Annotated in this window: 24 protein-coding genes; all 24 read right to left on the bottom strand. The window is 41.7% G+C overall.

Features of this window, described 5'->3' with window-relative positions:
• Window positions 1–14 precede the first annotated feature (14 nt).
• Window positions 15–2045 (bottom strand): chemotaxis protein CheA, encoded by a 2031-nt coding sequence (locus IQ19_RS11275; protein WP_144542515.1) that lies wholly within the window; start codon window positions 2043–2045, stop codon window positions 15–17.
• Window positions 2046–2064: 19 nt separating this feature from the next.
• On the bottom strand, window positions 2065–3165 hold the full coding sequence (locus IQ19_RS11270) for a protein-glutamate methylesterase/protein-glutamine glutaminase (protein WP_144542514.1): 1101 nt from the start codon (window positions 3163–3165) through the stop codon (window positions 2065–2067).
• A gap of 6 nt (window positions 3166–3171) precedes the next feature.
• Window positions 3172–4047 (bottom strand): MinD/ParA family protein, encoded by an 876-nt coding sequence (locus tag IQ19_RS11265; RefSeq protein ID WP_144542513.1) that lies wholly within the window; start codon window positions 4045–4047, stop codon window positions 3172–3174.
• A complete protein-coding gene (flhF, locus tag IQ19_RS11260) occupies window positions 4044–5213 on the bottom strand; it encodes a flagellar biosynthesis GTPase FlhF (RefSeq protein ID WP_144542512.1) in 1170 nt (389 codons plus the stop codon). Before flhF ends, IQ19_RS11265 begins: the two co-directional genes overlap by 4 nt.
• On the bottom strand, window positions 5213–7246 hold the full coding sequence (gene flhA / locus IQ19_RS11255) for a flagellar biosynthesis protein FlhA (RefSeq protein WP_144542511.1): 2034 nt from the start codon (window positions 7244–7246) through the stop codon (window positions 5213–5215). Before flhA ends, flhF begins: the two co-directional genes overlap by 1 nt.
• Window positions 7247–7619: 373 nt before the next feature.
• Window positions 7620–8705 (bottom strand): flagellar biosynthesis protein FlhB, encoded by a 1086-nt coding sequence (flhB, locus tag IQ19_RS11250; protein WP_144542510.1) that lies wholly within the window; start codon window positions 8703–8705, stop codon window positions 7620–7622.
• 4 nt (window positions 8706–8709) lie between these two features.
• On the bottom strand, window positions 8710–9483 hold the full coding sequence (gene fliR, locus IQ19_RS11245; protein WP_144542509.1) for a flagellar biosynthetic protein FliR: 774 nt from the start codon (window positions 9481–9483) through the stop codon (window positions 8710–8712).
• Window positions 9484–9487: 4 nt separating this feature from the next.
• Entirely contained in the window at window positions 9488–9757 is a 270-nt protein-coding gene (fliQ, locus tag IQ19_RS11240) for a flagellar biosynthesis protein FliQ (protein ID WP_110065678.1), read from the bottom strand.
• Between the two features lie 17 nt (window positions 9758–9774).
• Entirely contained in the window at window positions 9775–10440 is a 666-nt protein-coding gene (gene fliP / locus IQ19_RS11235; protein WP_144542508.1) for a flagellar type III secretion system pore protein FliP, read from the bottom strand.
• Window positions 10437–11081, bottom strand: coding sequence for a flagellar biosynthetic protein FliO (locus IQ19_RS11230; RefSeq protein WP_394137212.1), 645 nt, complete (start codon window positions 11079–11081; stop codon window positions 10437–10439). The genes fliP and IQ19_RS11230 overlap by 4 nt, the downstream gene beginning before the upstream one ends.
• A 47-nt stretch (window positions 11082–11128) precedes the next feature.
• On the bottom strand, window positions 11129–11491 hold the full coding sequence (locus tag IQ19_RS11225) for a response regulator (protein WP_110065680.1): 363 nt from the start codon (window positions 11489–11491) through the stop codon (window positions 11129–11131).
• 22 nt (window positions 11492–11513) lie between these two features.
• Window positions 11514–12818, bottom strand: coding sequence for a flagellar motor switch phosphatase FliY (gene fliY, locus IQ19_RS11220; RefSeq protein WP_144542507.1), 1305 nt, complete (start codon window positions 12816–12818; stop codon window positions 11514–11516).
• Window positions 12805–13806, bottom strand: coding sequence for a flagellar motor switch protein FliM (gene fliM, locus IQ19_RS11215; protein WP_144542506.1), 1002 nt, complete (start codon window positions 13804–13806; stop codon window positions 12805–12807). The genes fliY and fliM overlap by 14 nt, the downstream gene beginning before the upstream one ends.
• A gap of 40 nt (window positions 13807–13846) precedes the next feature.
• Complete coding sequence (gene fliL, locus IQ19_RS11210) at window positions 13847–14275, bottom strand: flagellar basal body-associated protein FliL (protein WP_144542505.1); 429 nt, start codon at window positions 14273–14275, stop codon at window positions 13847–13849.
• Entirely contained in the window at window positions 14265–14486 is a 222-nt protein-coding gene (locus IQ19_RS11205) for a flagellar FlbD family protein (RefSeq protein WP_110065684.1), read from the bottom strand. The genes fliL and IQ19_RS11205 overlap by 11 nt, the downstream gene beginning before the upstream one ends.
• A 52-nt stretch (window positions 14487–14538) precedes the next feature.
• Window positions 14539–15339: a flagellar basal body rod protein FlgG gene (gene flgG, locus IQ19_RS11200; RefSeq protein ID WP_144542504.1), complete on the bottom strand. Its 801-nt coding sequence runs from the start codon at window positions 15337–15339 to the stop codon at window positions 14539–14541.
• 77 nt (window positions 15340–15416) lie between these two features.
• On the bottom strand, window positions 15417–15806 hold the full coding sequence (locus IQ19_RS11195; RefSeq protein ID WP_144542503.1) for a TIGR02530 family flagellar biosynthesis protein: 390 nt from the start codon (window positions 15804–15806) through the stop codon (window positions 15417–15419).
• 99 nt (window positions 15807–15905) lie between these two features.
• The gene (gene flgD, locus IQ19_RS11190) at window positions 15906–16361 is read right to left on the bottom strand and encodes a flagellar hook assembly protein FlgD (protein ID WP_144542502.1); all 456 of its coding nucleotides are present in this window, start codon (window positions 16359–16361) and stop codon (window positions 15906–15908) included.
• Window positions 16362–16373: 12 nt separating this feature from the next.
• Complete coding sequence (locus IQ19_RS11185) at window positions 16374–17633, bottom strand: flagellar hook-length control protein FliK (protein WP_144542501.1); 1260 nt, start codon at window positions 17631–17633, stop codon at window positions 16374–16376.
• 38 nt (window positions 17634–17671) lie between these two features.
• On the bottom strand, window positions 17672–18283 hold the full coding sequence (locus IQ19_RS11180; protein WP_144542500.1) for a MotE family protein: 612 nt from the start codon (window positions 18281–18283) through the stop codon (window positions 17672–17674).
• Between the two features lie 8 nt (window positions 18284–18291).
• Window positions 18292–18735: a flagellar export protein FliJ gene (fliJ, locus tag IQ19_RS11175; protein WP_144542499.1), complete on the bottom strand. Its 444-nt coding sequence runs from the start codon at window positions 18733–18735 to the stop codon at window positions 18292–18294.
• A gap of 3 nt (window positions 18736–18738) precedes the next feature.
• Window positions 18739–20055 carry a flagellar protein export ATPase FliI gene (gene fliI, locus IQ19_RS11170; RefSeq protein WP_144542498.1) on the bottom strand — a complete coding sequence of 439 codons (1317 nt, stop codon included), beginning with the start codon at window positions 20053–20055 and terminating at the stop codon, window positions 18739–18741.
• Window positions 20052–20837 (bottom strand): flagellar assembly protein FliH, encoded by a 786-nt coding sequence (gene fliH / locus IQ19_RS11165; protein ID WP_144542497.1) that lies wholly within the window; start codon window positions 20835–20837, stop codon window positions 20052–20054. The genes fliI and fliH overlap by 4 nt, the downstream gene beginning before the upstream one ends.
• Complete coding sequence (gene fliG, locus IQ19_RS11160; RefSeq protein WP_144542496.1) at window positions 20821–21837, bottom strand: flagellar motor switch protein FliG; 1017 nt, start codon at window positions 21835–21837, stop codon at window positions 20821–20823. The genes fliH and fliG overlap by 17 nt, the downstream gene beginning before the upstream one ends.

The following is a 21837-nucleotide window of genomic DNA, read 5'->3' as shown; positions in this document are numbered from 1 at the left end:
AGGGCCATAATGTCCTATTTAATCAATGCATTACAGTCTACAATTAAAGCAACCTGGCCATTTCCAAGGATGGTCGCTCCAGAAATGGCAAATACATTGGTTAGATAGTTTCCAAGCGATTTTAAAACGACCTCCTGCTGACCGATAAAGGAATCTACAATCAGCCCAGCCATCTTTTCGCCTTTTCTTACTATGACAACAGATAAAAATTCGCCTTCCTGGTGCTCCGAAGGAACATTAAAAATTTCTTTTAATGAAAGAAGCGGGACAACCTTTCCTCTGAAGTCAATCACTTTCTGGTTGTGGGCACTCAGGATATCACCTTTTTTAATAATGGCTGTTTCGATGATGGAGGAAAGAGGAATGGCGAACTTTTCTTCCTCAATCTCAACCAGCATGACAGAAATAATTGATAATGTTAGCGGAAGCTGGATAGAGAAAATGGATCCCTGGCCAACTTTTGAATCTATGGATACTGAACCGCCCAATGATTCGATTGTATTTTTCACAACATCCAGGCCGACTCCGCGCCCGGAAACATCTGATATTTTTTCGGCAGTAGAGAAACCGGATGCGAATATTAGCTCATAAGCCTGCTTGTCCGATAAAGCGGCAGCGGCTTGCTCAGTAATAATGCCGTTCTTAAGCGCTTTACTGATCACCTTTTCTTTGTTAATGCCAGCCCCATCATCCTCAATTTCGATGAAGACATGATTGCCGCTGTGATAAGCCTTTAGAATGACACTTCCTTCTTCACTTTTTCCATTCGCTTTACGAATCTCAGGCGTTTCGACCCCATGATCGAGCGCATTACGGATTAAATGAACAAGCGGATCACCGATTTCATCAATGACAGTTCGGTCAAGCTCAGTCTCTGCACCCACAATTTCAAGGTTGATTTTTTTATTCAAATCCCTTGCCAGCTGTCTTACCATTCTTGGGAAGCGATTAAATACTGTTTCGATTGGAACCATTCTCATGTTAAGGATAATATTTTGCAAATCACCCGAAATCCTTGACATGTGTTCTACAGTCTCATGCAGCTCCTGATTGTTTACTTCCCGGGATATTTGCTCAAGCCGCCCCCTGTCAATAACAAGTTCCTCAAACAAATTCATCAGGATATCCAGCCTTTCAATATTTACCCTAATCGTTTTATTGCTTGCCTGCTTGGCTGCAGGCGCTTTCTTTCCTTCGTTTGACAGGGTTTCAGCCACTATGGAACCTGCAGAAGGGGTCCGAACTTCTTCCTCTTTCTCAGGCTCTTGCTGGCGCAGGTCATCAAGAGAAAGCGGCACAACGTCCGCTTTTTCAACTTCAGACACTTTCAAGAGCTTTTGCTGGACATCCTCCCGAGATTCCTGGGTCACAATTGTGATAGAGAATTCCTGGTCAAATTGCTCTTCTTCGAGCTGATCTACAGAAGGAGTTGCTTTAATTACTTCCCCCATTTTCTCCAGCACTTCAAAAATCATATAAACTCTTGCTGCCTTCAGTAAACAATCCTCCCGCAATGCAACCGATATTTCATATATTTCAAACCCTTGCTCCCTTGATTGCTGGATGACTGTCCATTCAAACTCATCATAGGTACTTTTAACAGCAGCTGACGGTTCTGCCATTGCCACAGCAGTTTCTGCTTTTGCTTCAGCCTGTGCAGGGTTTTGCCCCATTTCAATCAGTTTTAATTTCGCAACAGCTTCTGAAACGTCTCTTTTGCCGTCTCCGCCTTCTGCAATGGAATGGACCATTGCTTCAAGGTCATCAACCGCCAAAAAAACAACATCCAGTATTTCTGCATTCACTTTTATTTTCTGATTTCTGATGGCATCAAGAACATTCTCCATTTGGTGGGTAAGGTTTGCAAGATCCTCGTATCCCATTGTTGCCGACATGCCTTTCAGTGTATGTGCGGATCGAAAAATCTCGTTAACGATTTTAATATCTTCAGGCTTTTTCTCTAATTCAAGTAGCTGTTCATTGCATGCCTGCAAATGCTCCTTGCTTTCTTCAATAAATACCTCTAAATATTGGTTCATCTCCATGCGCCTGCACCCCTCGGCCTTAAACAAATTTCAATATGGATTCTGCAATTCGTTCAACATTTTGCACATCATCTATTAATCCAGCCTCGATTGCGGCTCTTGGCATCCCAAAAACAATTGAAGTTTCCATAGATTCAGCAATCGCTTTTACTTCGCCGCTTTTTTTAATTGCAGCTAGGCCTTCTCTCCCGTCTGCTCCCATTCCAGTCATAATAACTGCAATCTTCCGAAAATCCTTTAGCTCACTCAAAGATTCAAACATGATATCCACTGAAGGGCGATGTCCGTTTTTAGGAGGAGATTCATCCAAGTGAAGTACCAGGTCTCGCCCTGACCTCCCCACCTTCAGATGGAATCCACCCGGAGCAATATAGGCTGTGCCTTTCTCGAGTACGTCTCCTTCCTCTGCTTCCTTTACAGTCAATTCGGACAAGCCATTCAGCCTGCTGGCCAGTGATTTGGTAAATCCTGCTGGCATATGCTGAACGATTAGGACTGGAGCATTAAGATTTCCGGGGAGCTCTGTTAACACTCTCTGAAGGGCTCTTGGACCGCCGGTAGATGTGCCTATACAAATAATTCGTTTGTCGTGTGTATTTGTTTTGAAAGCAGGACCATTTGATTGATCAATAGATTTATTTAGTTCTATTTTACTATAATTTTGTCGGAGTTTCGTGTGTTTTTTTCCAAATGAGGAAATTTTACCCAGATTCTTTATATTGGCATTGCTGGCCGAGACGACTTTCTCTGCTAATTCGGCTTTTATTTTATGTAAATCCAGAGAGATTGGGCCTGATGGCTTCGCAATAAAATCCACTGCACCATATTCCATGGCGGCAAATGTATGATCAGCGCCTTCCCTCGTTGTACTGGAAAGCATCACAACCGGGACTGGCTTGGATTTCATAATCATTTTTAAAGCTTCCAGCCCATTAAGGACTGGCATTTCAACGTCCATTGTTACAACATCCGGATTTAGTTCTTTTATCTTCCTTAAACCATCTTCTCCATTTCTTGCCGTTCCCACAACTTGCAGGCGGGTATCTTGAGATAAAAAATCGGCAATAAGTTTCCTCATAAAGGCCGAATCATCTACGATAAGCACATTGATTCTCTTCATGCTGATTCACTGCCTTTCAAAAAGAAATCTCTTCAGTTTTGATATAAATTGATAGGAATGCTTATTTCCTGCTGCCGGATGGACTTGCCGGCTGCGGACTTTATCAGCCATAAGATGAATAGCTTTTGAAGCAGGAGATTTTTCCTGGTAGAGGATAAAAGGAATTTGTCTTTTAACCGCCTGCTGGATGTTACGGTCGTCAGGAAGAATGCCAATTAAAACAGACTCTCTTCCCAAGAATCTTTTTAAAACATCAGAAATTCTTTTAAATGTATCCTGTCCTTCCTTTTCTCCTTGTGCCCTGTTTATGACTAAATAAAAAGGGATACTGTCATCCAGAAGATGTATTTGCTTCATAGCCGAATAGGCATCCGTAATCGAGGTAGGTTCAGGTGTTGTAATCACTGCAATTTCCTGGACTGAAAGGATGAATTTTGCGGATTCCTCAGTAATTCCCGCCCCCATATCAAAAATCACATAATCATAGTTTCCCATGAGCACAGCCAGCTCCTCAGTATATCTGGCAATTTGTCCATCCTCCAGCTTTACTATATGGGAAAGTCCTGTCCCCCCGGCAATATAGCGGAGCCCATTGGGACCTTCCGATACAATATCGCTTAAAGATCTATTCTTTTCAAAGAAATCCGCGATTGAATAATTGGACGTACTTCCCATCAGGATATCAAGGTTGCCCATTCCAATATCCATGTCAAATAATAAAACTTTATCGCCTTTTTGGCATAGGGAAATAGAAAAATTCAAAGAAAAGTTTGATTTCCCCACACCCCCTTTTCCGCTGACGACTGCTAATGTTTTGGGCATAGGTTGTTGGCTGTCATCTTTGAGCAGCCTGGCTCTCAGCCTCTCTGCCTGGTCGTTCATTTTATCGTCCCCAATAGTTGCTTTACAATCACATCCGGCTCTGCAGCAAGGATATCATCCGGGACATCCTGGCCATTTGTTATATATGCTGCACCTTTTCTGTATTTATGGATTATGTTATACATTGCTCCATAGGTTGAGGTTTCGTCTGCTTTCGTAAAGATCAGTTTATCAATATCGATGATAGAAAATTGGCTGTAAATATCCTCCATGTCCCTCTGCTTCGCTGTAAGTGAAAGGACTAAAAAGGTTTCCATATCCTTTTCAAAATCAATGACATTTTGCAAATCTTCCACATACTGTTTATTCCGGAAATTCCGGCCTGCTGTATCAATTAAAATTAGATCATTATCCTTTAGCTTTTCTGCCGCTTGCTTGAAATCTTCTATTGTATAGCAAACTTCCAGGGGGACATATAATATTTTGGCATATATTTTTAATTGATCGATAGCTGCTATTCTATAAGTATCTGTTGTGATAAACGCAACCTTTTTTTTATGCTTAATTACACACTCCGCTGCCATTTTTGCCAGTGTGGTAGTCTTGCCCACTCCTGTAGGCCCTGCAACATTGATATATTTTTTGTTAAAAGATATTCCCCCAAAAGGAATTCCATCTATCTCTTTTTCTAGCTCAGTTTCCAGACATGCAAGCAATTCGGTATCCACAGCACCTCCTCCGCTCAGATACCATTTTTCAAGCAATACGGAAAGAACTTGATCCTGAAGGTTTTTATCTAGTTCTTGCTCATTAAGAAGAGCTTGAAATTTCTTGATTGCTTCAGGATAGGATGGTCCACTTTGTTGGGTGTTAGCCAAATTGGTCATCATTCGTTTAAGGTCGCTTATTTCCTTTATCAGTTCAGCCGATGGCTTGATGTCTGATTGCAGGGTAACTTCCCTTATTGGTTCTTCTGCTTTCTTCGGCGAATGGAAAGCAGGAGTCCTTTTCTGTGGAGAAGCAGGCTTTGTTAGAGGCTTCTTCTCTATTTCAAGTTTCGGATCTACAGCCGCCATCACTTCTATGCTTCTTTTTTTAAAAAAGCCGAATACTCCGCCAGTATGAACAACTCTTGAATTTAAAATAACAGCTTCATTCCCAAGCTCTGCCCGAATTTGTTTCATTGCTTCAGGCATTGAAGATGCTATATATTTTTTTACCTTCATCAGACATTCACCACCCCAACACTTTGAACTTCCGCATTTGCTTCAAGCTCATTATAGGATAGAATCGGTATTTGCGGAAAATACCTTTCAGTTAATTGCCTTACATACATTCTTACAGCCGGCGAACATAGCACGATCGGTGTCTGCTCCATCAGCGAAAGCTGCTCCACCTGTGAGGCAATGGACTCCAGTATATTCTGTGATACTGCTGGGTCCATGGATAAATAATTTCCGTGCTCCGTCTGTTGGATGCCATCAGCAACTAATTTTTCAACTTTTCCGGAAAGAGTCACCACTTTTATCGAGTCACCCTGCTGTGAAAACTGGTTAGTGATTTGCCTTGCCAAGGCCTGGCGGGCATATTCAGTCAGCAAGTCTGTATCGCTTGTCGTTTTAGCAAAATCAGCAAGCGTTTCAAAAATTACAGGAAGGTTCCGGATTGATACATTTTCCCTTAAAAGCTTAGCCAGTACCTTTTGGACTTCACCCACCGACAATGGGTTTGGCGTAACCTCTTCCACAAGGATCGGGTAGCTTTCTTTCACATAGTCAATCAGCTGTTTCGTTTCCTGTCGGCCTAACAGTTCATGGGCATTGCTTTTGATCACTTCTGTAATATGAGTCGAAACTACGGAAGGAGGATCAACGACCGTATAGCCAAAAATTTCAGCCTGTTCCTTCATTTCCTCTGTGATCCATTTAGCGGGAAGGCCGAAAGAAGGTTCTATCGTATCAATTCCTTCAATGCTGTCGTCTTCAATTCCCGGGCTCATCGCCAAATAATGATCAAGCAAAAGCTCCCCGCGCGCCATTTCATTCCCTTTAATTTTAAGCCTATATTCATTCGGCTGGAGCTGGATATTATCGCGAATCCTTACAACAGGAATAACCAACCCTAGTTCGATAGCCAGCTGACGGCGGATCATGACAATCCTGTCAAGGAGATCTCCGCCCTGATTCGTATCAGCAAGCGGAATAAGGCCATATCCGAATTCAAATTCGATCGGATCAACATTCAGCAAGTTAACCACACTTTCAGGGCTTTTCATTTCATCGGTTTCAAGTTCCTCTTCCATTTCCAGCAATTGTTCTTTGTCTGGCTCAGGAGTTCGGGCTATCATATAACCTCCAAAAATCAATAAGCCGCCGATTGGCAATGTTAGAACAATGCCAATTGGGGTGAGTAATCCTAAAAGAATAATGGTTCCGCCAGTTACATATAGCATTTTAGGATACGCAAACAGCTGTGAAGTAATATCTTTGCCAATGTTCCCATCAGATGCTGCCCTCGTAACAACTATCCCTGTTGCAGTAGAAATTAAAAGTGCTGGTATCTGGCTGACAATTCCGTCCCCAACCGTTAGCATCGAATATTTTACAGCTGCCTCTGCAATCGGAAGCCCCTGCTGCATCATGCCAATGATAATTCCAAACATTAGGTTAATGAGGGTAATGATGATCCCCGCAATGGCATCCCCTTTTACAAACTTGCTCGCACCATCCATGGAACCGTAAAAATCGGATTCTCGGCTAATTTTGTCACGCCGTTCACGAGCTTCGTGCTCTGAGATCATCCCTGCATTTAAGTCGGCGTCAATACTCATTTGTTTTCCGGGCATAGCATCAAGTGTAAAACGTGCTGCAACTTCAGAAACCCTCTCAGATCCCTTTGTAATAACAACAAACTGAATGATGACGAGAATTAAAAATACAACCAGCCCGACAATGACATTTCCCCCCGTAACAAAAGAACCAAATGTCTCAACGACCTTCCCGGCTTCCCCTTCAGAAAGAATCGAACGGGTTGTTGATACATTCAAGCCCAGACGGAATAAAGTCATTAACAATATCAAGGAAGGAAAAATTGAAAACTCAAGCGCTTCTTTCATGTTCATTGCTGTTAATAGAACCATGAGCGCAAGTGCAATATTAATAATAATCAGTACACTTAAAAGCCAAGGCGGAAAAGGAATAATAAGCATGGCTACAATTAAAATTACACTCATCAAAACTGATAAATCTCTTAGTGGCATAGAATTTCTCTCCTTATAAGAAAAGCGGAAGCGCCTCGTTCACGAGGAGCGCAGACTAAAGACGCCACGTCCTCCCAAAAGCTGCCGCTTTTGGTCGTGCGATGTATCGCTGACGGAGCTTTCCTTGTCCTGCGGCAACGTCCATAACCCGCATCGTGCGGGCCTCAAGCACAAGTCGAGACCTGTAAGAAGGTGCTCCTTCTGAAAGGGATTGGCTTGTGATCTCGAGGGGGTAGGCGCTGAAGCTAGACAGCTCTCATAGTCTAAAAACTCAAACTATATATATTTACACAGAAGCGCCTTGGCCGCCATTTTTCATGCTTCCAAAGACAAGCTATTACTTAAAGATCACTTGGGGATATATTTACTAGAATCAAATTTTGTTTTTTGTTCTGTATACATAAGCAAGAATCTCTGCGACCGCTTTGAAAAACTCTTCAGGGATTGCATCCCCTATCTCCGCCTGGCTGTAAAGCGCCCTGGCAAGCGGCCTGTTTTCCACTGCGATGACATCGTGTTCTTTTGCAATTAATTTAATCTTTTGTGCAACAAAGTCTACCCCTTTTGCTACAACAATGGGTGCATCGCCCTTTGTTTCATCATAAGTTAGGGCAATGGCATAATGAGTAGGGTTGGTGATCACAACATCCGCTTTGGGAACCTCCTGCATCATTCTTCTCATCGCCATTTCCCGCTGCCTTTGTTTAATTTTGGACTTTATAAGGGGGTCTCCCTCCATGTTTTTGTACTCGTCTTTCACATCCTGCTTGGACATGCGGATGTTTTTTTCAAAGTCGTATTTTTGGTAGAGGTAATCCAATACCGACAGAAACAAAAGGGCAGCAGAAGCTATTAGGCCCATTTGGACTGTCAGGCTTGCAATCGTAGCCATCGCAGCCCCCACTGATTTTTGAGAGAGAATAAGGATCTCCTCTATCCTCAGCCATAAAATTGTGAAGGCAGCCATACCTACAAAGGCTATTTTCAAGATGGATTTCAGGAGCTCTACGATGGCCCTCAAGGAAAAAATTCGTTTAAAGCCTTTAATCGGGTCCAACTTTTCAAGCTTTGGCTGTATTGCTTCTGTTGAAAAAAGTACGCCAACCTGCATAAAGTTTGCTGCAACACCGGCAATCATGGCAATCAGCATAATTGGCCCCAGGAATAGCACCAGTTCTTTTAAAATATCAAGAAAAATCACCTGGATGTTCGCTTCCGTTAATTCCATCATCATATAATCGTTAAATGAATGCGTGAAAATATAGAGAATGATCCCCTTCAAATACGAGCCTGCAAATAGCAGAAATAGAAATACAGCCAATAAAACAACTGCTGTATTAACATCCTGGCTTTTGGCCACCTGCCCTTTCTTCCTGGAATCCTGCCTCTTTTTAGGTGTTGCTTTTTCTGTTTTTTCTCCAGCAAAATACTGCAGATCCAAAGATAACAATAACTTCATATCATCATGAACCTCCCATTAGATCCATTAGACCCCTCATCGTGCCCAGCATCGTTTCATAAGCTTGAGAAACTGCAAAGAGCAATACACTCATGACGGCGATGAGGATAATGAAGCTAACACCAATTTTCAAGGGAAGCCCCACCACAAATACATTTAGCTGCGGCACTGTCCTGGCTACAACTCCAAGTGCAACATCAACAAGGAAAAGACTTCCGACAACAGGTATGGACATTTGAAAAGCAATGATGAACATGGTATTCAAAGCCCTTATTATATACTCAGCCATATTTTCGTCCCCAAAGGGAATCCAGTGCTCCAACGGTATAAAACGATAGCTGTAAAATATTCCATCCAGCATGAGATGATGGCCATTTACCGTCAATAAAAAGAAAAGGGCAATCGTATATAAATACTGTCCCATCAGAGGACTTTGCGCACCCGTTTGCGGATCAATCACATTTGCAATCGCAAACCCCATCTGGAAATCAATGAAACCTCCTGCTATCTGGATAGCAGAAAGCATTAAATAAGCAATAAAACCGATCATCAGCCCGACCAAGGCTTCTTTTATAATCAAGAGAAAATACGTTCCGCTGATTTCCAGGGACGGCACTTCCATTCCCAAAAACATGATCCAGGCCAGAAAGAAACCCAGGCCTATTTTATGTGAAGCGGGTATGGATCTGTATGAAAAAAGGGGCATCATCAAAAAGAAAGATGTCACCCTCATAAAAATTAGTAAAAAAGCAGGGAAAGCAGGCAAAAAATCTAACATGCTATCAACCTACAAACCTGGTCAAATTAGAGAAAATCTCATTCGCGTACGAAAGCATATGACTTAGCATCCACGGGCCAAAAAAAACGACACCCACAAGGACTGCTACAATTTTCGGTATAAATGCCAATGTCTGTTCCTGTATTTGGGTTGTAGCCTGAAAGATACTGACGATCAAGCCAACCACTAGCGCCAGGATAAGCAAGGGGCCGCAAATTAAAAGTACGGTGATGATCCCTCTTTCTGCAATGGATATTACTGTTTCTGGAGTCATTATGAAAGTTCACCTGCTTAGAAGCTTTGTAAAAGAGATTTAACTACAAGATACCAGCCGTCTACCAGCACAAATAACAGGATTTTAAACGGCAATGAAATCATGACTGGCGGAAGCATCATCATCCCCATTGACATGAGGACGCTTGCGACCACCATATCGATGACAAGAAACGGAATAAAAATCATAAATCCGATTTGAAAAGCGGTTTTAATCTCACTAATGGCAAAAGCGGGCACAAGTGCCGTTAAGGGAATATCTTCAATGGAAGAAGGTGCTTCTGCCTTGGAGTATTCGAGAAACAAAGCCAAGTCTTTCTGTCTCGTATGTGCACTCATAAACTCTTTAAAAGGCATGGAAGCTTTTTCATACGCATCTTCCAGATTAATTTCTTCATTAAATAATGGTGTAAGAGCCTGCTCATTTACCTCCTGGAGTGTGGGTGCCATAATAAAAAATGTCAGGAACAGGGACAATCCGATCAATACTTGGTTCGGTGGCATTTGCTGGGTAGCAAGCGCCGTTCTGACAAAGGAAAGAACAATTACAATTCTTGTAAAGCTGGTCATTAAGATGAGAATACTGGGTGCAAGGGAGAGAACTGTCAGCAATAAAAACAGCTTCACGGATGTTGAAACATTCTCTGGAGAACTGCTATTGAAAAATTCCATGAATTCATTCATCGTTCGTCTGGCCCTTTCCTCTCTATCTCATCAAACAGCTTTCTTCTGCCCTTTTTAATTTCATCCAGCTGCTGTCCGAGCAGTGCACTGAATTTAGGGGTATTTTGATTGATCCCCTCTGATTGTTTTGTTCTTTTCATCACCTTTGTCACAATATCGCTTGGGCGGATAAGCTGTTCCATTTTGTCATTGTGCTCTGTGATGATCTGACTGTATTCTTCCGAATCGTCAATTTCCTTTAACAGCTGTATATTTTCTCCTACCCCCACTACAAGAATCCGGTTGCCGACTTTTATTAGCTGAATAGATCTGTTGGAACCCAAAGCAGTACCGCCCAAATTTTCAACAATCTGCGAACGATTGTATACCTTGCTTTTTTTATTAATGAATTTAAGAAGTACATATAGAAGGCCCACAGTAAAGATCGTAGCCAGTATCATCTTAAAGAAGTCCCAAAATGTCAGGCCTACCGTTCCGCCTTCCTGCTGTACTGGTGTTTCGTCTTCTGTTGTGATTCCTTCTTTTCCACATTCCTCCGGATTTTCCATGCATTCCTTTACACTATTATTTAATTGTTCTGCGTGGGCCAGCGGCTGCATACCCAGCAGAACAATTGATATAAGAAGCAGCAAAGCAAGCATTTTTCTTATATTCAACACAATTTTGCACCCTCTAAAAATATTAGTCACTAGCCCAACGTCTTGCCGATCGCTTCCAGTACTCTATCTGCCTGGAACGGTTTAACGATAAAGTCCTTCGCTCCTGCCTGGATCGCATCAATAACCATTGCCTGCTGCCCCATTGCAGAACACATGATGACTTTTGCATTCGGATTTAATTTTTTTATTTCTTTCAATGCTGTTATCCCATCCATCTCAGGCATTGTAATGTCCATAGTGACCAAATCCGGCTGTGTTTCTTTGTACTTTTCAACAGCTTGGGCACCATCAGCAGCCTCGCCTACTACCTCGTAGCCATTCTTTGATAAGATATCTTTTATCATCATTCGCATAAAAGCTGCGTCATCTACAATTAAAATTTTGTGTGCCATATTTCTTTACTACCTCCATGAGTTATCTGAGTTTTTTAATACGGTCGCTCTGGCTGATAATATCTGTAACGCGGACACCGAAGTTTTCATCAATGACCACAACCTCGCCCTGGGCGATTAACCGGTTATTCACCAGAATGTCTACTGGCTCACCCGCAAGCTTGTCCAGCTCAATAATTGATCCAGAGGCCAGTTCAAGAATTTCCTTTACCGAGCGTTTTGTTCTCCCGAGCTCAACCGTTACCTGAAGTGGAATATCTAAAAGCATATCCAAATTTTTCGTTCCAGTTTCCTGCATCTGGTATGGTTCGAAACTCGAGAATACCGCTGGCTGGACATTCGGCTGTTCACCGCCCTGGTAGGCCCCTCCGAAGTGCTGCGGGCTCGTATGCTGGGCTGTATTGGGTACTGCTGCCCGATGCTGTGGATACGGCGCCTGATTCATAGCCTGCTGTAAATAGGATGCCTGCCCAGCTGCATTTCCTGCTTGGGGATAGGTCTGTTCATTGCCGCCTGCATATATTTCCGGTTGTTTTTCGAAACCTTGATGATGTTGGTTTGCTTCCGGTTGAGTTTTTGGCATTGGCTGCTCTTCAGACATAGTGCTTGATGTTGCACCTTCTATTTCCTGGCCTGGATTCAATAATTCGTTTACAAGGCTTTTTCCAAAATCAAGTGGAAGAAGCTGCATGATATTTGAGTCTATTAAACTTCCTATTTTCAGCCGGAAAGAAATCCTGACAAGTTTGTCATCTGACGGCAATCTCTCCGTGCCTTCTCCTTGGGGTACGTCAAGGATGTCAATAGCAGGCGGTGAGATATCTACTTTTTTGCCAAAAATGGTAGACATCGAAGTCGCTGCGGAACCCATCATTTGGTTCATGGCCTCCTGGACGGCACTTAATTGGATTTCTCCCATGAGTTCGGAGGGATTGGTTCCATCTCCGCCAAGCATCAGATCTGCAATAATTGCTGCATCTGATTGTTTAATCACTAATAAATTGCTTCCGTAGAATCCTTCCGTATAGTTCACCTGGATCGCCACATAAGGATGCGGAAACTCTTCGGACAATTTTCCACGCAGGACAATTGAAACGGCAGGTGTTGTAATTTCCACTTTCTGATTTAATAAAGTAGATAATGCCGTTGCAGAACTTCCAAAAGAGATGTTGCCGATTTCCCCTAATGCATCCTGCTCCATATGGGACAGGTAATCTTCAGTTTGAAAAAACTCCTCTTTAAAACTTGTTAAATCATCATCATTGTCATCGGCTCCCCTTAAAAGAGCATCTATTTCATCTTGTGAAAGCATATCATCGCTCATCATCCCCGTCTCCCCCTTTCACGGTATCCAAAATTTGTATCGCTAATTTTTTGTTCATTTTACCAGGCTGCCCCAAAAATTTCGGAATATCGCCGACCTTTATGACAAGAGGCTGGTCAATCGCCTGTGTTAATTCAATGACGTCACCCACATCAAGGGATAAAAAGTCCTGGATGGCTATATCTGAGCTTCCGAGTTCACAAATGACAGGAACCTTTGCTTTGTGTATGTTCTGCTCAATCTTGGCGATTACTTCAGGCTCTCTTTCCTTTTTGTCGGTCTGCATCCAGTAATGGACGGACAGCTTAGGAATAATGGGCTCGAGCACGACATGCGGAATACAGATATTGATCATTCCGCTTGTTTCCCCAATGGTCGTATTTAATGAAATGACCACAACTGTTTCATTAGGCGATACCATTTGCAAAAATTGCGGATTCACTTCGAAGTCAGCCAATAGCGGATCAATATCTGCTATTGTACTCCAAGCTTCCCTAAGATTTTCAAAAGCCCTTTCAAACGTAGCCGACATAATTTTTGTTTCAATCTCAGTTAAATTGTCCACTTTGTTAATGCTCGAACCTTTGCCGCCCATCAGCCTGTCCATCATGGCGTAGGCTATGTTCGGATTTACTTCCATAAGGATTCTTCCATCCAAAGGCGGAACTTCAAACACATTCAGAACCGTCATTTTCGGAATGGACCGAATAAATTCTTCATATGGTATCTGATCAGCAGAAGCGACCGAAATTTGCACATAGGTTCTTAACTGTGCTGAAAAAAAGGTTGTTAAGAGACGGGCAAAATTCTCATGTATTCTCGTTAAACTCCGGATCTGATCCTTTGAAAACCTTAACGCTCTCTTAAAATCATATACTTTTACTTTTTTCTCTGACTGCTCTTTTTTCAGCTCATCCGCATCCATTTCACCGGTTGATAGTGCTGATAAAAGAGCATCTATTTCACTTTGTGATAAAACCTCACCCGACATGAATCCTCACCTCCGTCAATTGCAGTTTCTTTTTTGGGTATCACTGGAGGAGAGACTCGGTAATGTACACCTTAACGATCTTTCCTTCTTGCATTAAGCCGTTAATCTTGTTTTTCAAATCTTCCTGCAGCTTGATTTGGCCTTGTTTCCCCTGAATATCCTCAGCTTTCATTTCAGATAATTCCTGAATGATTAGATTTTTCACCTGAAAATCTCTTTTCTCCAGTTCCTCTTTGGCTTTTTTACTTTCAGTCTGGATTTTGAAAGAGATCCTGATATAATCATCACTTGCCAGGTTCCCTGTAACTTGCGGAATATCAACCGAAGCCTCAAGCACTTCATCAATAGTCGGTTCTTTAGTCCCTTCATCCCCCGTAAATTTCATCACTACCACTAGGGCAATAGCTCCTACCAGGGTGATCGCAACAAGCATAATTAACATAATCATTAACAGCTTATTATTCTTCATTTTCATTTCCCTCCACCAGCTGTTGCCCCAGAAGATTGACAGATTGATAGAATTTTATAATTAATTGCAAAACCGTATCTTCAGATTCCTTTACAACATACTTCTTCCCATTTGTGAGCGTAATCGTCGTATCTGGAAAAGACTCTACTGTTTCTATGTACAAGGCATTTAAAATAAAACCTTTGCCGTTCAGGCGAGATACTTTAATCAATGTCTTTATCAGGGCTAAAAGCTATGGCCCTCAGCCCTGTCCCTCCCTTAACTTATCGTTTTAAATTAACAAGTTCCTGCAGGATTTCATCTGATGTTGTAATGATTCTTGTGTTAGCCTGGAAACCGCGCTGAGCGGTGATCATTTCAGTGAACTCTTCAGATAGATCTACGTTGGACATTTCGAGTGTGCCCGAAACAAGTACCCCTGCACCATTTTCCCCTGGATTTAATTCTGTTGCTTCTCCAGAGTTGACAGTGTTTTTATATAGGTTGTCTCCAATTTTTTCTAAACCGCCATTATTATTGAAACGTGCTACACCGATGGGCCCTTTTTCTTGTAATGTATCATTACCATCAATTAAATAATTTATCGTTCCATCATTAGCAATACTTAAACTCTTTATCTTTGTTGCATCCCCCAAGTTAATAGGATTTTCAGATTTGTCGAGGACCAAGTCACCCGAAGCGGTTACAAGGTTAGCTGAATCATCAAGGTATAGATTTCCAGCTCTTGTATAGTATGTTGTATCTCCTCTTTCTACCATTAAGTAGCCATCACCTTGAATACCTATATCTAATACACGACCAGTCGTCTGCAAACTGCCTTGTGTATCGATAGTATCAATTGATGATAATTGTGATCCTAATCCCACCTGTTTAGGATTAATACCACCTGAATTATCTCCGCTTCCTGTTGCCCCCGAAATAGACTGGCTTACCATATCCTTAAAATTCACACGGCCCTTCTTATACCCAAAAGTATTCACATTCGCAATATTATTGCCAATTACGTCAAGCTTTGTTTGGAAGTTTTTCATTCCGCTTATTCCTGAATACATTGAACGTAGCATTTATTGTTTGCTCCTCTCGTTTATGCCGCTTCTGTCAGTCCGCAGCTTAGGCTTCCTGTGAAGGTCCAGCCTTAAATTTATTGGTCCAGAATAATTGTTCCATTGATATTTGTGAATATTTGCGTTCCGGCTTCTTCGCGATCCATCGCCGTAATCACGGTATTATTTTTTGCACTGACAATAAGTGCCGCATCCTTTAGAAGTACAAGCGATTCCTTTACGCCCATCTTTTTGGCTTCCTGCAGCTTTTTTTCGATTTGCTGCCACCGTTCATCAGTTATTTGTATTCCTCTCTGGTGGAGCCTCTGTTTGGCATGTTTGCTGACTATTAGCTTACTGTCAGTCTCCAAGGCTGTTTGCAAATGCGCTGAAAAACGATTTTGTGTTGTTTTTCCTGAATGGATGGCATTTGCCTTTTGCGTGATTACTGGCTGTGTGTGAATCGGACGAAACATAAATTTATCCATCCAATCGCTTCCTTGTTTTTTTATTGATTTCCTATTTTCCGTGAGGATGTAACGCTTTAATCCATCACCCAACTGGACAACATATTTCCTAATCTTTTTTTACGATTCATTCACCTGCGAAATATTTGCCGGTTCCAGCTTAGTTCCATCTTCCAGTATAAAAACTGCTCTATTGTCTTTAAACTGAATGGAAACGATTCTTCCGTTCCCTTCTTCAATGCTTGGAGTCTGATTTGAATCACTTGCTTCAGCCAATTTATGCCAGGTTACATTCTTGCCCAAAAATTGATTGTAAGACATCAGCTGGTTTTGCTCCTGGAACATCACAAATTTTTCCATTGTCTTATTCATATTAGTCATTTGCTCCAGAGATGAAAAGGTTGCCATTTGAGCAATAAAATCCTTATCCTGCATAGGATTCATCGGATCCTGATTTTGCAGCTGCGTCATAAGTATTTTAAGAAAATCATCTTTGCCTAAAATATCCGAGCCTGTCTTGCGACTTTTGCTTTGATAGTTTGATAGCATTAAAGATGAGTCAATTATGTTTGCCATTCACCATCACACCTATACTTCAGTATTGAGAAGTGCTTCTTCAAATGAGTTATTAAATTTGCTGTCAGGCTGAGGGTTTTTATCTTCTTGGTTTTGCTGCTGTCCCTGTCCCTGATGCTTTGGATCTTTATTAAATGCTCGCTCCTGGGTCATTTGCTGTGAGATTTCAATTTTTTCAACCTGTAAGTTTTGTGAACTGAATGCCTGTTTAAGCCCATTTAATTGTGAATCCAAAATCTCTTTTGCTGATGCAGTCGATGTAAGAATTCTCGCGATCATTGTCGAATCCTTTTGGATTAGCTCTATACGAAGGCCTCCTAGATGGGCTGGATTCAGCTTTATAAACAGCTTTTGCGTTCCACCCGTTTTCAGGAAACTGCTTTTCGATAAAATGCTTTCAAATTGCTTAATCAATTGGTCTGCAGTAAGAGTCTTTCCCTGCTGGTTCATCATCATAAGCTGTTCAGGCTTTGAGAATTGCTGGATTTGAATATGTCCCTGTGAGCCACCATCAAATCTTGAGAGCATTTTTGAAAATGAATCTCCAGAGTTTTCAGTGCCGGCAGATTTTTTTTGCTTAAGCAGGTTTATTTCATCAATAAGCGGGGTGAAAATTTTTTGTAATGTTTCAGCTTTATCAAATGATCCATTACTATTCTTTAGTAGCCCCTCGAGCTTTGCCTGAACATCTTTTAAAAAATCTTTTAAGTCAATCCTGCTGCCGAAAGTATCCTGGTGTGCTGTCAGCATGTCAAAAAGTTTTAAGGCTTTTAATATCTGTCCTGATTCTTTTCCTTTTATCAGGCTGAACTCCTGTACATCCAGCAATGAGATATTTGCAATCAGGGCATCGATCTTTAATTCTAACGAATTACTCTCAATTGCTTCATCAGGATATAAATTCTCTAAACTAATGTTAGGACTAAGCTTTACTGCAAACCTTTCCAGCATCTGAAGCAGCTCTTCCTTTGAAAGGTTTAATTGTTCAGCTATTATACTCACATTACTTGTTTCTGTTTGCAGAACAGCTTTCTCAATGAGTTCATGCCCATTTTCCAATTGGGATAAATCGATAAGCCCCAGAAAGTGGCTTATTTCTTCTACTTCCTCACTTGTCATTCCCTTTTCTGCTGAATGAGCTGCTATGCTTTCCCCGCCACCTACCAGGTTTGAAAACAAACTGGCAAAACCGCTGGTCCCTATTCCTGGAAGAGAAGCTTTGCTTTCCGGGGAATACTGTGAATGTATTAATCCTAATCCGCTAATTTCCACTTTTTCACCTCCTTTCAAGCCTCTTATTAAGTCTTAAATCAATTATTTTGAACATCACTCTCTTTAGCTGCAGTGAGAAGTGCCGTATAGTGCGCTGCATCTTCAGGATTCATCTTCTCCATAATCGCAGCCAAAGTATCTGCCTTAACATTTGATAAAATCTTTACAGCTTCTTCATCCTTCATTTCTGTCAGGATAGGTGCTGCTTTTTTGGCAGAGATTGATTCATAGGTTTTCACTATATCTTTAAAAGCCCGTTTATTTTCTTCCTTGATAGCTGTCAGTTCTTCAATTTCCTGTTCCAGGCGCTGTTTTTCCAGCCCCGCTCTTTCAATTTCCAGTTTCTTGCTGTCAAGCTGGCTTTCCAGCTGGGATATCCTTGCTTCACGATCTTTGATTTCTGCTTCCAATTCAATAAGCTGTGATTCCATAACCTCTTCTGAAATAGACCTTTCTCCATTTATAATAGAAGAAAGTAAAGGTATTTTTTGGCCATACTCTTTAGCTGTTTCAAAGATGTTATTTCCTGATAATGTAAAAACCAAGAGTGCTACAGTTACAGCAAATAAAATTGGAATAAAGAAAGCAAATAAAAACCATTGAAACTTACTTGCTTTTTGAGATCCTTGTTCTTCTGGCATTCTTTCCATTTAACCACCTAATTTCCTCGATTCATAAAATGCTGAATCGAGATATCATCCATTTGCCTGCCTTCTGTTTGCTTTATACTTTCCATGAAGCTGGCTAAATCTTTTTCTTTCATTTTTTCATATTTTTTTACTTCTATATTCTTTTCCAGTAGCTTTTCTTGCTGAAAGTTCATCTGGCTGCGTGCATTGGCTACCATTTTTTGATAGTGATCAATCGTTTTTTCAAGGCTATCTACAAAGTGCTGATGATGCCTGATTTCCTGCACTGGCAGTCCCATCGTAAGCCTTGATTGCTGATAGGCCTCCAGATCTTCCTTTTTTTTAAGAAGCTCGTATAATTTCCCTGCTGCTTCTTCAAAACGCTTGACTGCCTGACTATATACATCAAATGCCTGATCTTTTTCTCTTTCTTTTATATGAAGAATTTTGTTGAATTTAAATTGATACTGCATTTGTTATTCTCCTTTTCCAGCTATTCCTTTCAATTGGCCAACGCTTTCCAAGATAGAAATTTTTTCATGCGTTTCTTGTTTCAAGAAAGAGATAATCGAAGGATATAACCGGATCGCTTCATCGATTTCTATGGATGACCCCCGCTTATAGGCCCCAATATTTATTAAATCCTCAGCATTTATATAAGTGCTCAGCATTTCTCTCACTTTTTCAGCTGATTTGATATGATCAGAATCTGCAATATGGTTCATTACTCTGCTTACACTTTTAAGTACATTTATAGCTGGATATTGGCCTTTATTGGCAAGCGCCCTATCCAAAACAAAATGGCCATCAAGAATTCCCCTGACTGTATCTGCGATTGGCTCATTCATATCATCCCCGTCAACCAACACAGTATAAAATGCAGTAATGGAACCATGTTCATTTGTTCCGGTTCTCTCCAGAAGCTTAGGGAGGACAGCAAATACGGAAGGTGTATAGCCCTTTGTGGTTGGCGGCTCGCCGACTGCGAGGCCAATCTCCCTTTGCGCCATGGCCACCCGTGTAACCGAATCCATCATGAGCATGACATTCAAGCCTTTATCCCTGAAATACTCTGCAATAGCAGTTGCTGTATAGGCGCCCTTAATTCTCATGAGTGCTGGCTGGTCAGATGTAGCCACCACAACGATTGATCTGTTCAAGCCTTCAGGACCCAAATCCCTCTCAATAAATTCACGTACCTCTCTGCCCCGCTCCCCTATTAGAGCTATAACATTTAAATCTGCATTGGTATTTCGGGCGATCATTCCGAGAAGTGTACTTTTACCGACTCCGCTTCCCGCAAAAATTCCAACTCTTTGGCCATTCCCTACAGTCAGCATACTATCAATCATCCGTACTCCAACTTCAATAGGTTCTGAGATTGGAGGCCGTTTCAATGGGTTAGGCGGTGATTGTTCGGTTAGTACAGGCGTGAGGCCTTTAGGCAGCTGTGAGCCATCGAGAGGCTGCCCCAGGGAATCAATAACCTGACCAATTAAAGCCGTTCCGATTTTCACCTCGAGAGGCTTGGAGGATGCTTCTACCAGACAGCCGGGAGATATATCCTGAACATCTGTATAGGGCATGAGAATCACACTTTCATTTTTAAATCCTACAACCTCAGCTTGAATTTTTCTTGTGCGGCCCTTTCCAATATGGATGCAGCACACATCTCCAACCGAGCTTTCCGGCCCTTGCGATTCAATCATTAACCCTACTACTCTCTTTACACTCCCAAACCTCTTATAGCTATCAATTTTTTCAATCTGATCGATCAGTTCCTCCAGCTTCATTGTTCTTCACTCTCCAGCATTTCGAAAAGCCTTCTTTTAATTTCCTCAAGCTGGCTATCTACGCTGGCTTCAATTCTTCCGTTGGCAGATTCTATAATGCAGCTTGTTTGGCTGAGTTCCTCATCTGGATAGATATATAAATCCGTTTCTTTTGGAAAGACCATAATCAGCTCTTCCTTGTGTGACAGTAATAGATCATAATGGACAGGATTTACATGGAGTTGAATTTCTCTGTACTCCCTTGCTTCTTTAAGCACCCTTTTCACAACGGAAAGAAATTGCTCGCTGTTTTGATCTAAAACTTGACCAAGAATTCTTCCTGCAACTTTCATTCCTACATTCAAAATCGTCCGTTCTGACGATTCAATATGCTGGTGATAGTTATGTTTTGCTGAATGAACAACCTCTTTAGCTGATTGAATCACGCTCCTATATTCGTCGAAGCCGCTTTGCCTTCCTTCATCAACCCCAGCGGCAAAGCCCTGTTGGCGGGCTTCCTCGAAGACAGATTGCCTTTCTTGTTCAAGCTCTTCCCTTTGCCGATTAATATGCTGATAGTTTTTTTCGGCTTCTGATCTAGCAGCCTCAACAATGGCCTCAGCTTCCTGGCGTGCTCCCTGCAGCATTGCTTCGATTTGCTCATCTGTTCTTTTAAAATTTTCCTCTGGCTCATGATCTGCCGTATTTTGATGATTTTTCAGTATTTTTATAGAGATGACTTTCTTTTCCTCTTGGACCAGCTTGGGTGGAAATGATTTTATTAACCTAGACAATAATATCATCCCCTCCACCGCGGGCAACGATGATCTCGCCTGACTCTTCCAGTCTGCGGATGATGCCGACAATTCTTGATTGCGCCTCTTCAACATCCCTCAGTCTTACAGGACCCATATACTCCATTTCATCCTTAAAAGTCTCAACCATTCTTGAGGACATATTTTTAAAGACAATTTCTTTCACTTCATCACTGGAGACCTTCAGTGAAAGCAGGAGATCCTCACTTTCACAATCGCGAATCACACGCTGTATTGCACGATTATCGAGAGTAACAATGTCTTCAAATACAAACATTCTTTTCTTGATTTCCTCAGCTAGTTCAGGATCCTGAATTTCCAATGCATCCAAGATGGTTCTTTCTGTAGCGCGGTCAACACCATTAAGCACATCGACAACCGATTCGATCCCGCCTGTTTGCGTATAGTCCTGAGTAACAGTCGAAGAAAGCTTTCGCTCAAGAATCTGTTCAACCTCATTAATAATTTCAGGAGAAGTGCTATCCATTACGGCAATCCTCCTGGCAATATCCGCCTGCATTTCCTGCGGCAGTTCTGATAAAATTTGGCCTGCCTGCGGCGGATCAAGGTAAGACAGGATTAAAGAAATTGTTTGCGGGTGTTCATTTTGTATAAAATTTAAGATTTGCGCAGGATCCGCTTTTCTGGCAAAATCAAACGGCCTGACCTGCAGAGAAGACGTAAGCCTATTGATGATGGCTGAAGCCTGCTCTGTTCCCAGGGCTTTTTCAAGAACTGTTTTCGCATATCCGATTCCGCCCTGTGATATATAATCCTGGGCCAAAGCAATTTGATGAAATTCTTCAAGTATCTCTTCTTTGGCAATAGAATCAACTTTGCGGACACCCGATATTTCAAGTGTCAATTTTTCAATTTCTTCTTCACTTAAATGTTTATAAACGGAGGAAGCTACATCAGGACCAAGGGAAATAAGAAGAATAGCCGCCTTTTGTTTACCTGTTAACTCTTTTTGCTCTCTTTTTGGCAT

The sequence above is a fragment of the Cytobacillus oceanisediminis genome (genome assembly GCF_007830235.1).
Taxonomy (GTDB): Bacteria; Bacillota; Bacilli; order Bacillales; family Cytobacillaceae; genus Cytobacillus; species Cytobacillus oceanisediminis.
The sequence above is the reverse complement of the archived record's forward strand: the minus strand, read 5'-3'. Positions and strand labels throughout refer to the sequence as shown.

Coding starts and splice junctions, on each gene's coding strand:
- flhB (WP_144542510.1), bottom strand. CDS start 8,705: ATGAAGTTATTGTTATCTTTGGATCTGCAGTATTTTGCTGGAGAAAAA.
- IQ19_RS11180 (WP_144542500.1), bottom strand. CDS start 18,283: ATGGAAAGAATGCCAGAAGAACAAGGATCTCAAAAAGCAAGTAAGTTT.
- fliQ (WP_110065678.1), bottom strand. CDS start 9,757: ATGACTCCAGAAACAGTAATATCCATTGCAGAAAGAGGGATCATCACC.
- IQ19_RS11275 (WP_144542515.1), bottom strand. CDS start 2,045: ATGGAGATGAACCAATATTTAGAGGTATTTATTGAAGAAAGCAAGGAG.
- IQ19_RS11270 (WP_144542514.1), bottom strand. CDS start 3,165: ATGAAGAGAATCAATGTGCTTATCGTAGATGATTCGGCCTTTATGAGG.
- IQ19_RS11265 (WP_144542513.1), bottom strand. CDS start 4,047: ATGAACGACCAGGCAGAGAGGCTGAGAGCCAGGCTGCTCAAAGATGAC.
- fliL (WP_144542505.1), bottom strand. CDS start 14,275: ATGAAGAATAATAAGCTGTTAATGATTATGTTAATTATGCTTGTTGCG.
- flhF (WP_144542512.1), bottom strand. CDS start 5,213: ATGAAGGTAAAAAAATATATAGCATCTTCAATGCCTGAAGCAATGAAA.
- fliR (WP_144542509.1), bottom strand. CDS start 9,483: ATGTTAGATTTTTTGCCTGCTTTCCCTGCTTTTTTACTAATTTTTATG.
- flgG (WP_144542504.1), bottom strand. CDS start 15,339: ATGCTACGTTCAATGTATTCAGGAATAAGCGGAATGAAAAACTTCCAA.
- fliG (WP_144542496.1), bottom strand. CDS start 21,837: ATGCCAAAAAGAGAGCAAAAAGAGTTAACAGGTAAACAAAAGGCGGCT.
- IQ19_RS11195 (WP_144542503.1), bottom strand. CDS start 15,806: ATGGATAAATTTATGTTTCGTCCGATTCACACACAGCCAGTAATCACG.
- fliI (WP_144542498.1), bottom strand. CDS start 20,055: ATGAAGCTGGAGGAACTGATCGATCAGATTGAAAAAATTGATAGCTAT.
- flgD (WP_144542502.1), bottom strand. CDS start 16,361: ATGGCAAACATAATTGACTCATCTTTAATGCTATCAAACTATCAAAGC.
- fliH (WP_144542497.1), bottom strand. CDS start 20,837: ATGATATTATTGTCTAGGTTAATAAAATCATTTCCACCCAAGCTGGTC.
- fliM (WP_144542506.1), bottom strand. CDS start 13,806: ATGTCGGGTGAGGTTTTATCACAAAGTGAAATAGATGCTCTTTTATCA.
- fliJ (WP_144542499.1), bottom strand. CDS start 18,735: ATGCAGTATCAATTTAAATTCAACAAAATTCTTCATATAAAAGAAAGA.
- flhA (WP_144542511.1), bottom strand. CDS start 7,246: ATGCCACTAAGAGATTTATCAGTTTTGATGAGTGTAATTTTAATTGTA.
- IQ19_RS11230 (WP_394137212.1), bottom strand. CDS start 11,081: ATGCTTGCTTTGCTGCTTCTTATATCAATTGTTCTGCTGGGTATGCAG.
- fliY (WP_144542507.1), bottom strand. CDS start 12,818: ATGATGAGCGATGATATGCTTTCACAAGATGAAATAGATGCTCTTTTA.
- IQ19_RS11225 (WP_110065680.1), bottom strand. CDS start 11,491: ATGGCACACAAAATTTTAATTGTAGATGACGCAGCTTTTATGCGAATG.
- fliP (WP_144542508.1), bottom strand. CDS start 10,440: ATGAATGAATTCATGGAATTTTTCAATAGCAGTTCTCCAGAGAATGTT.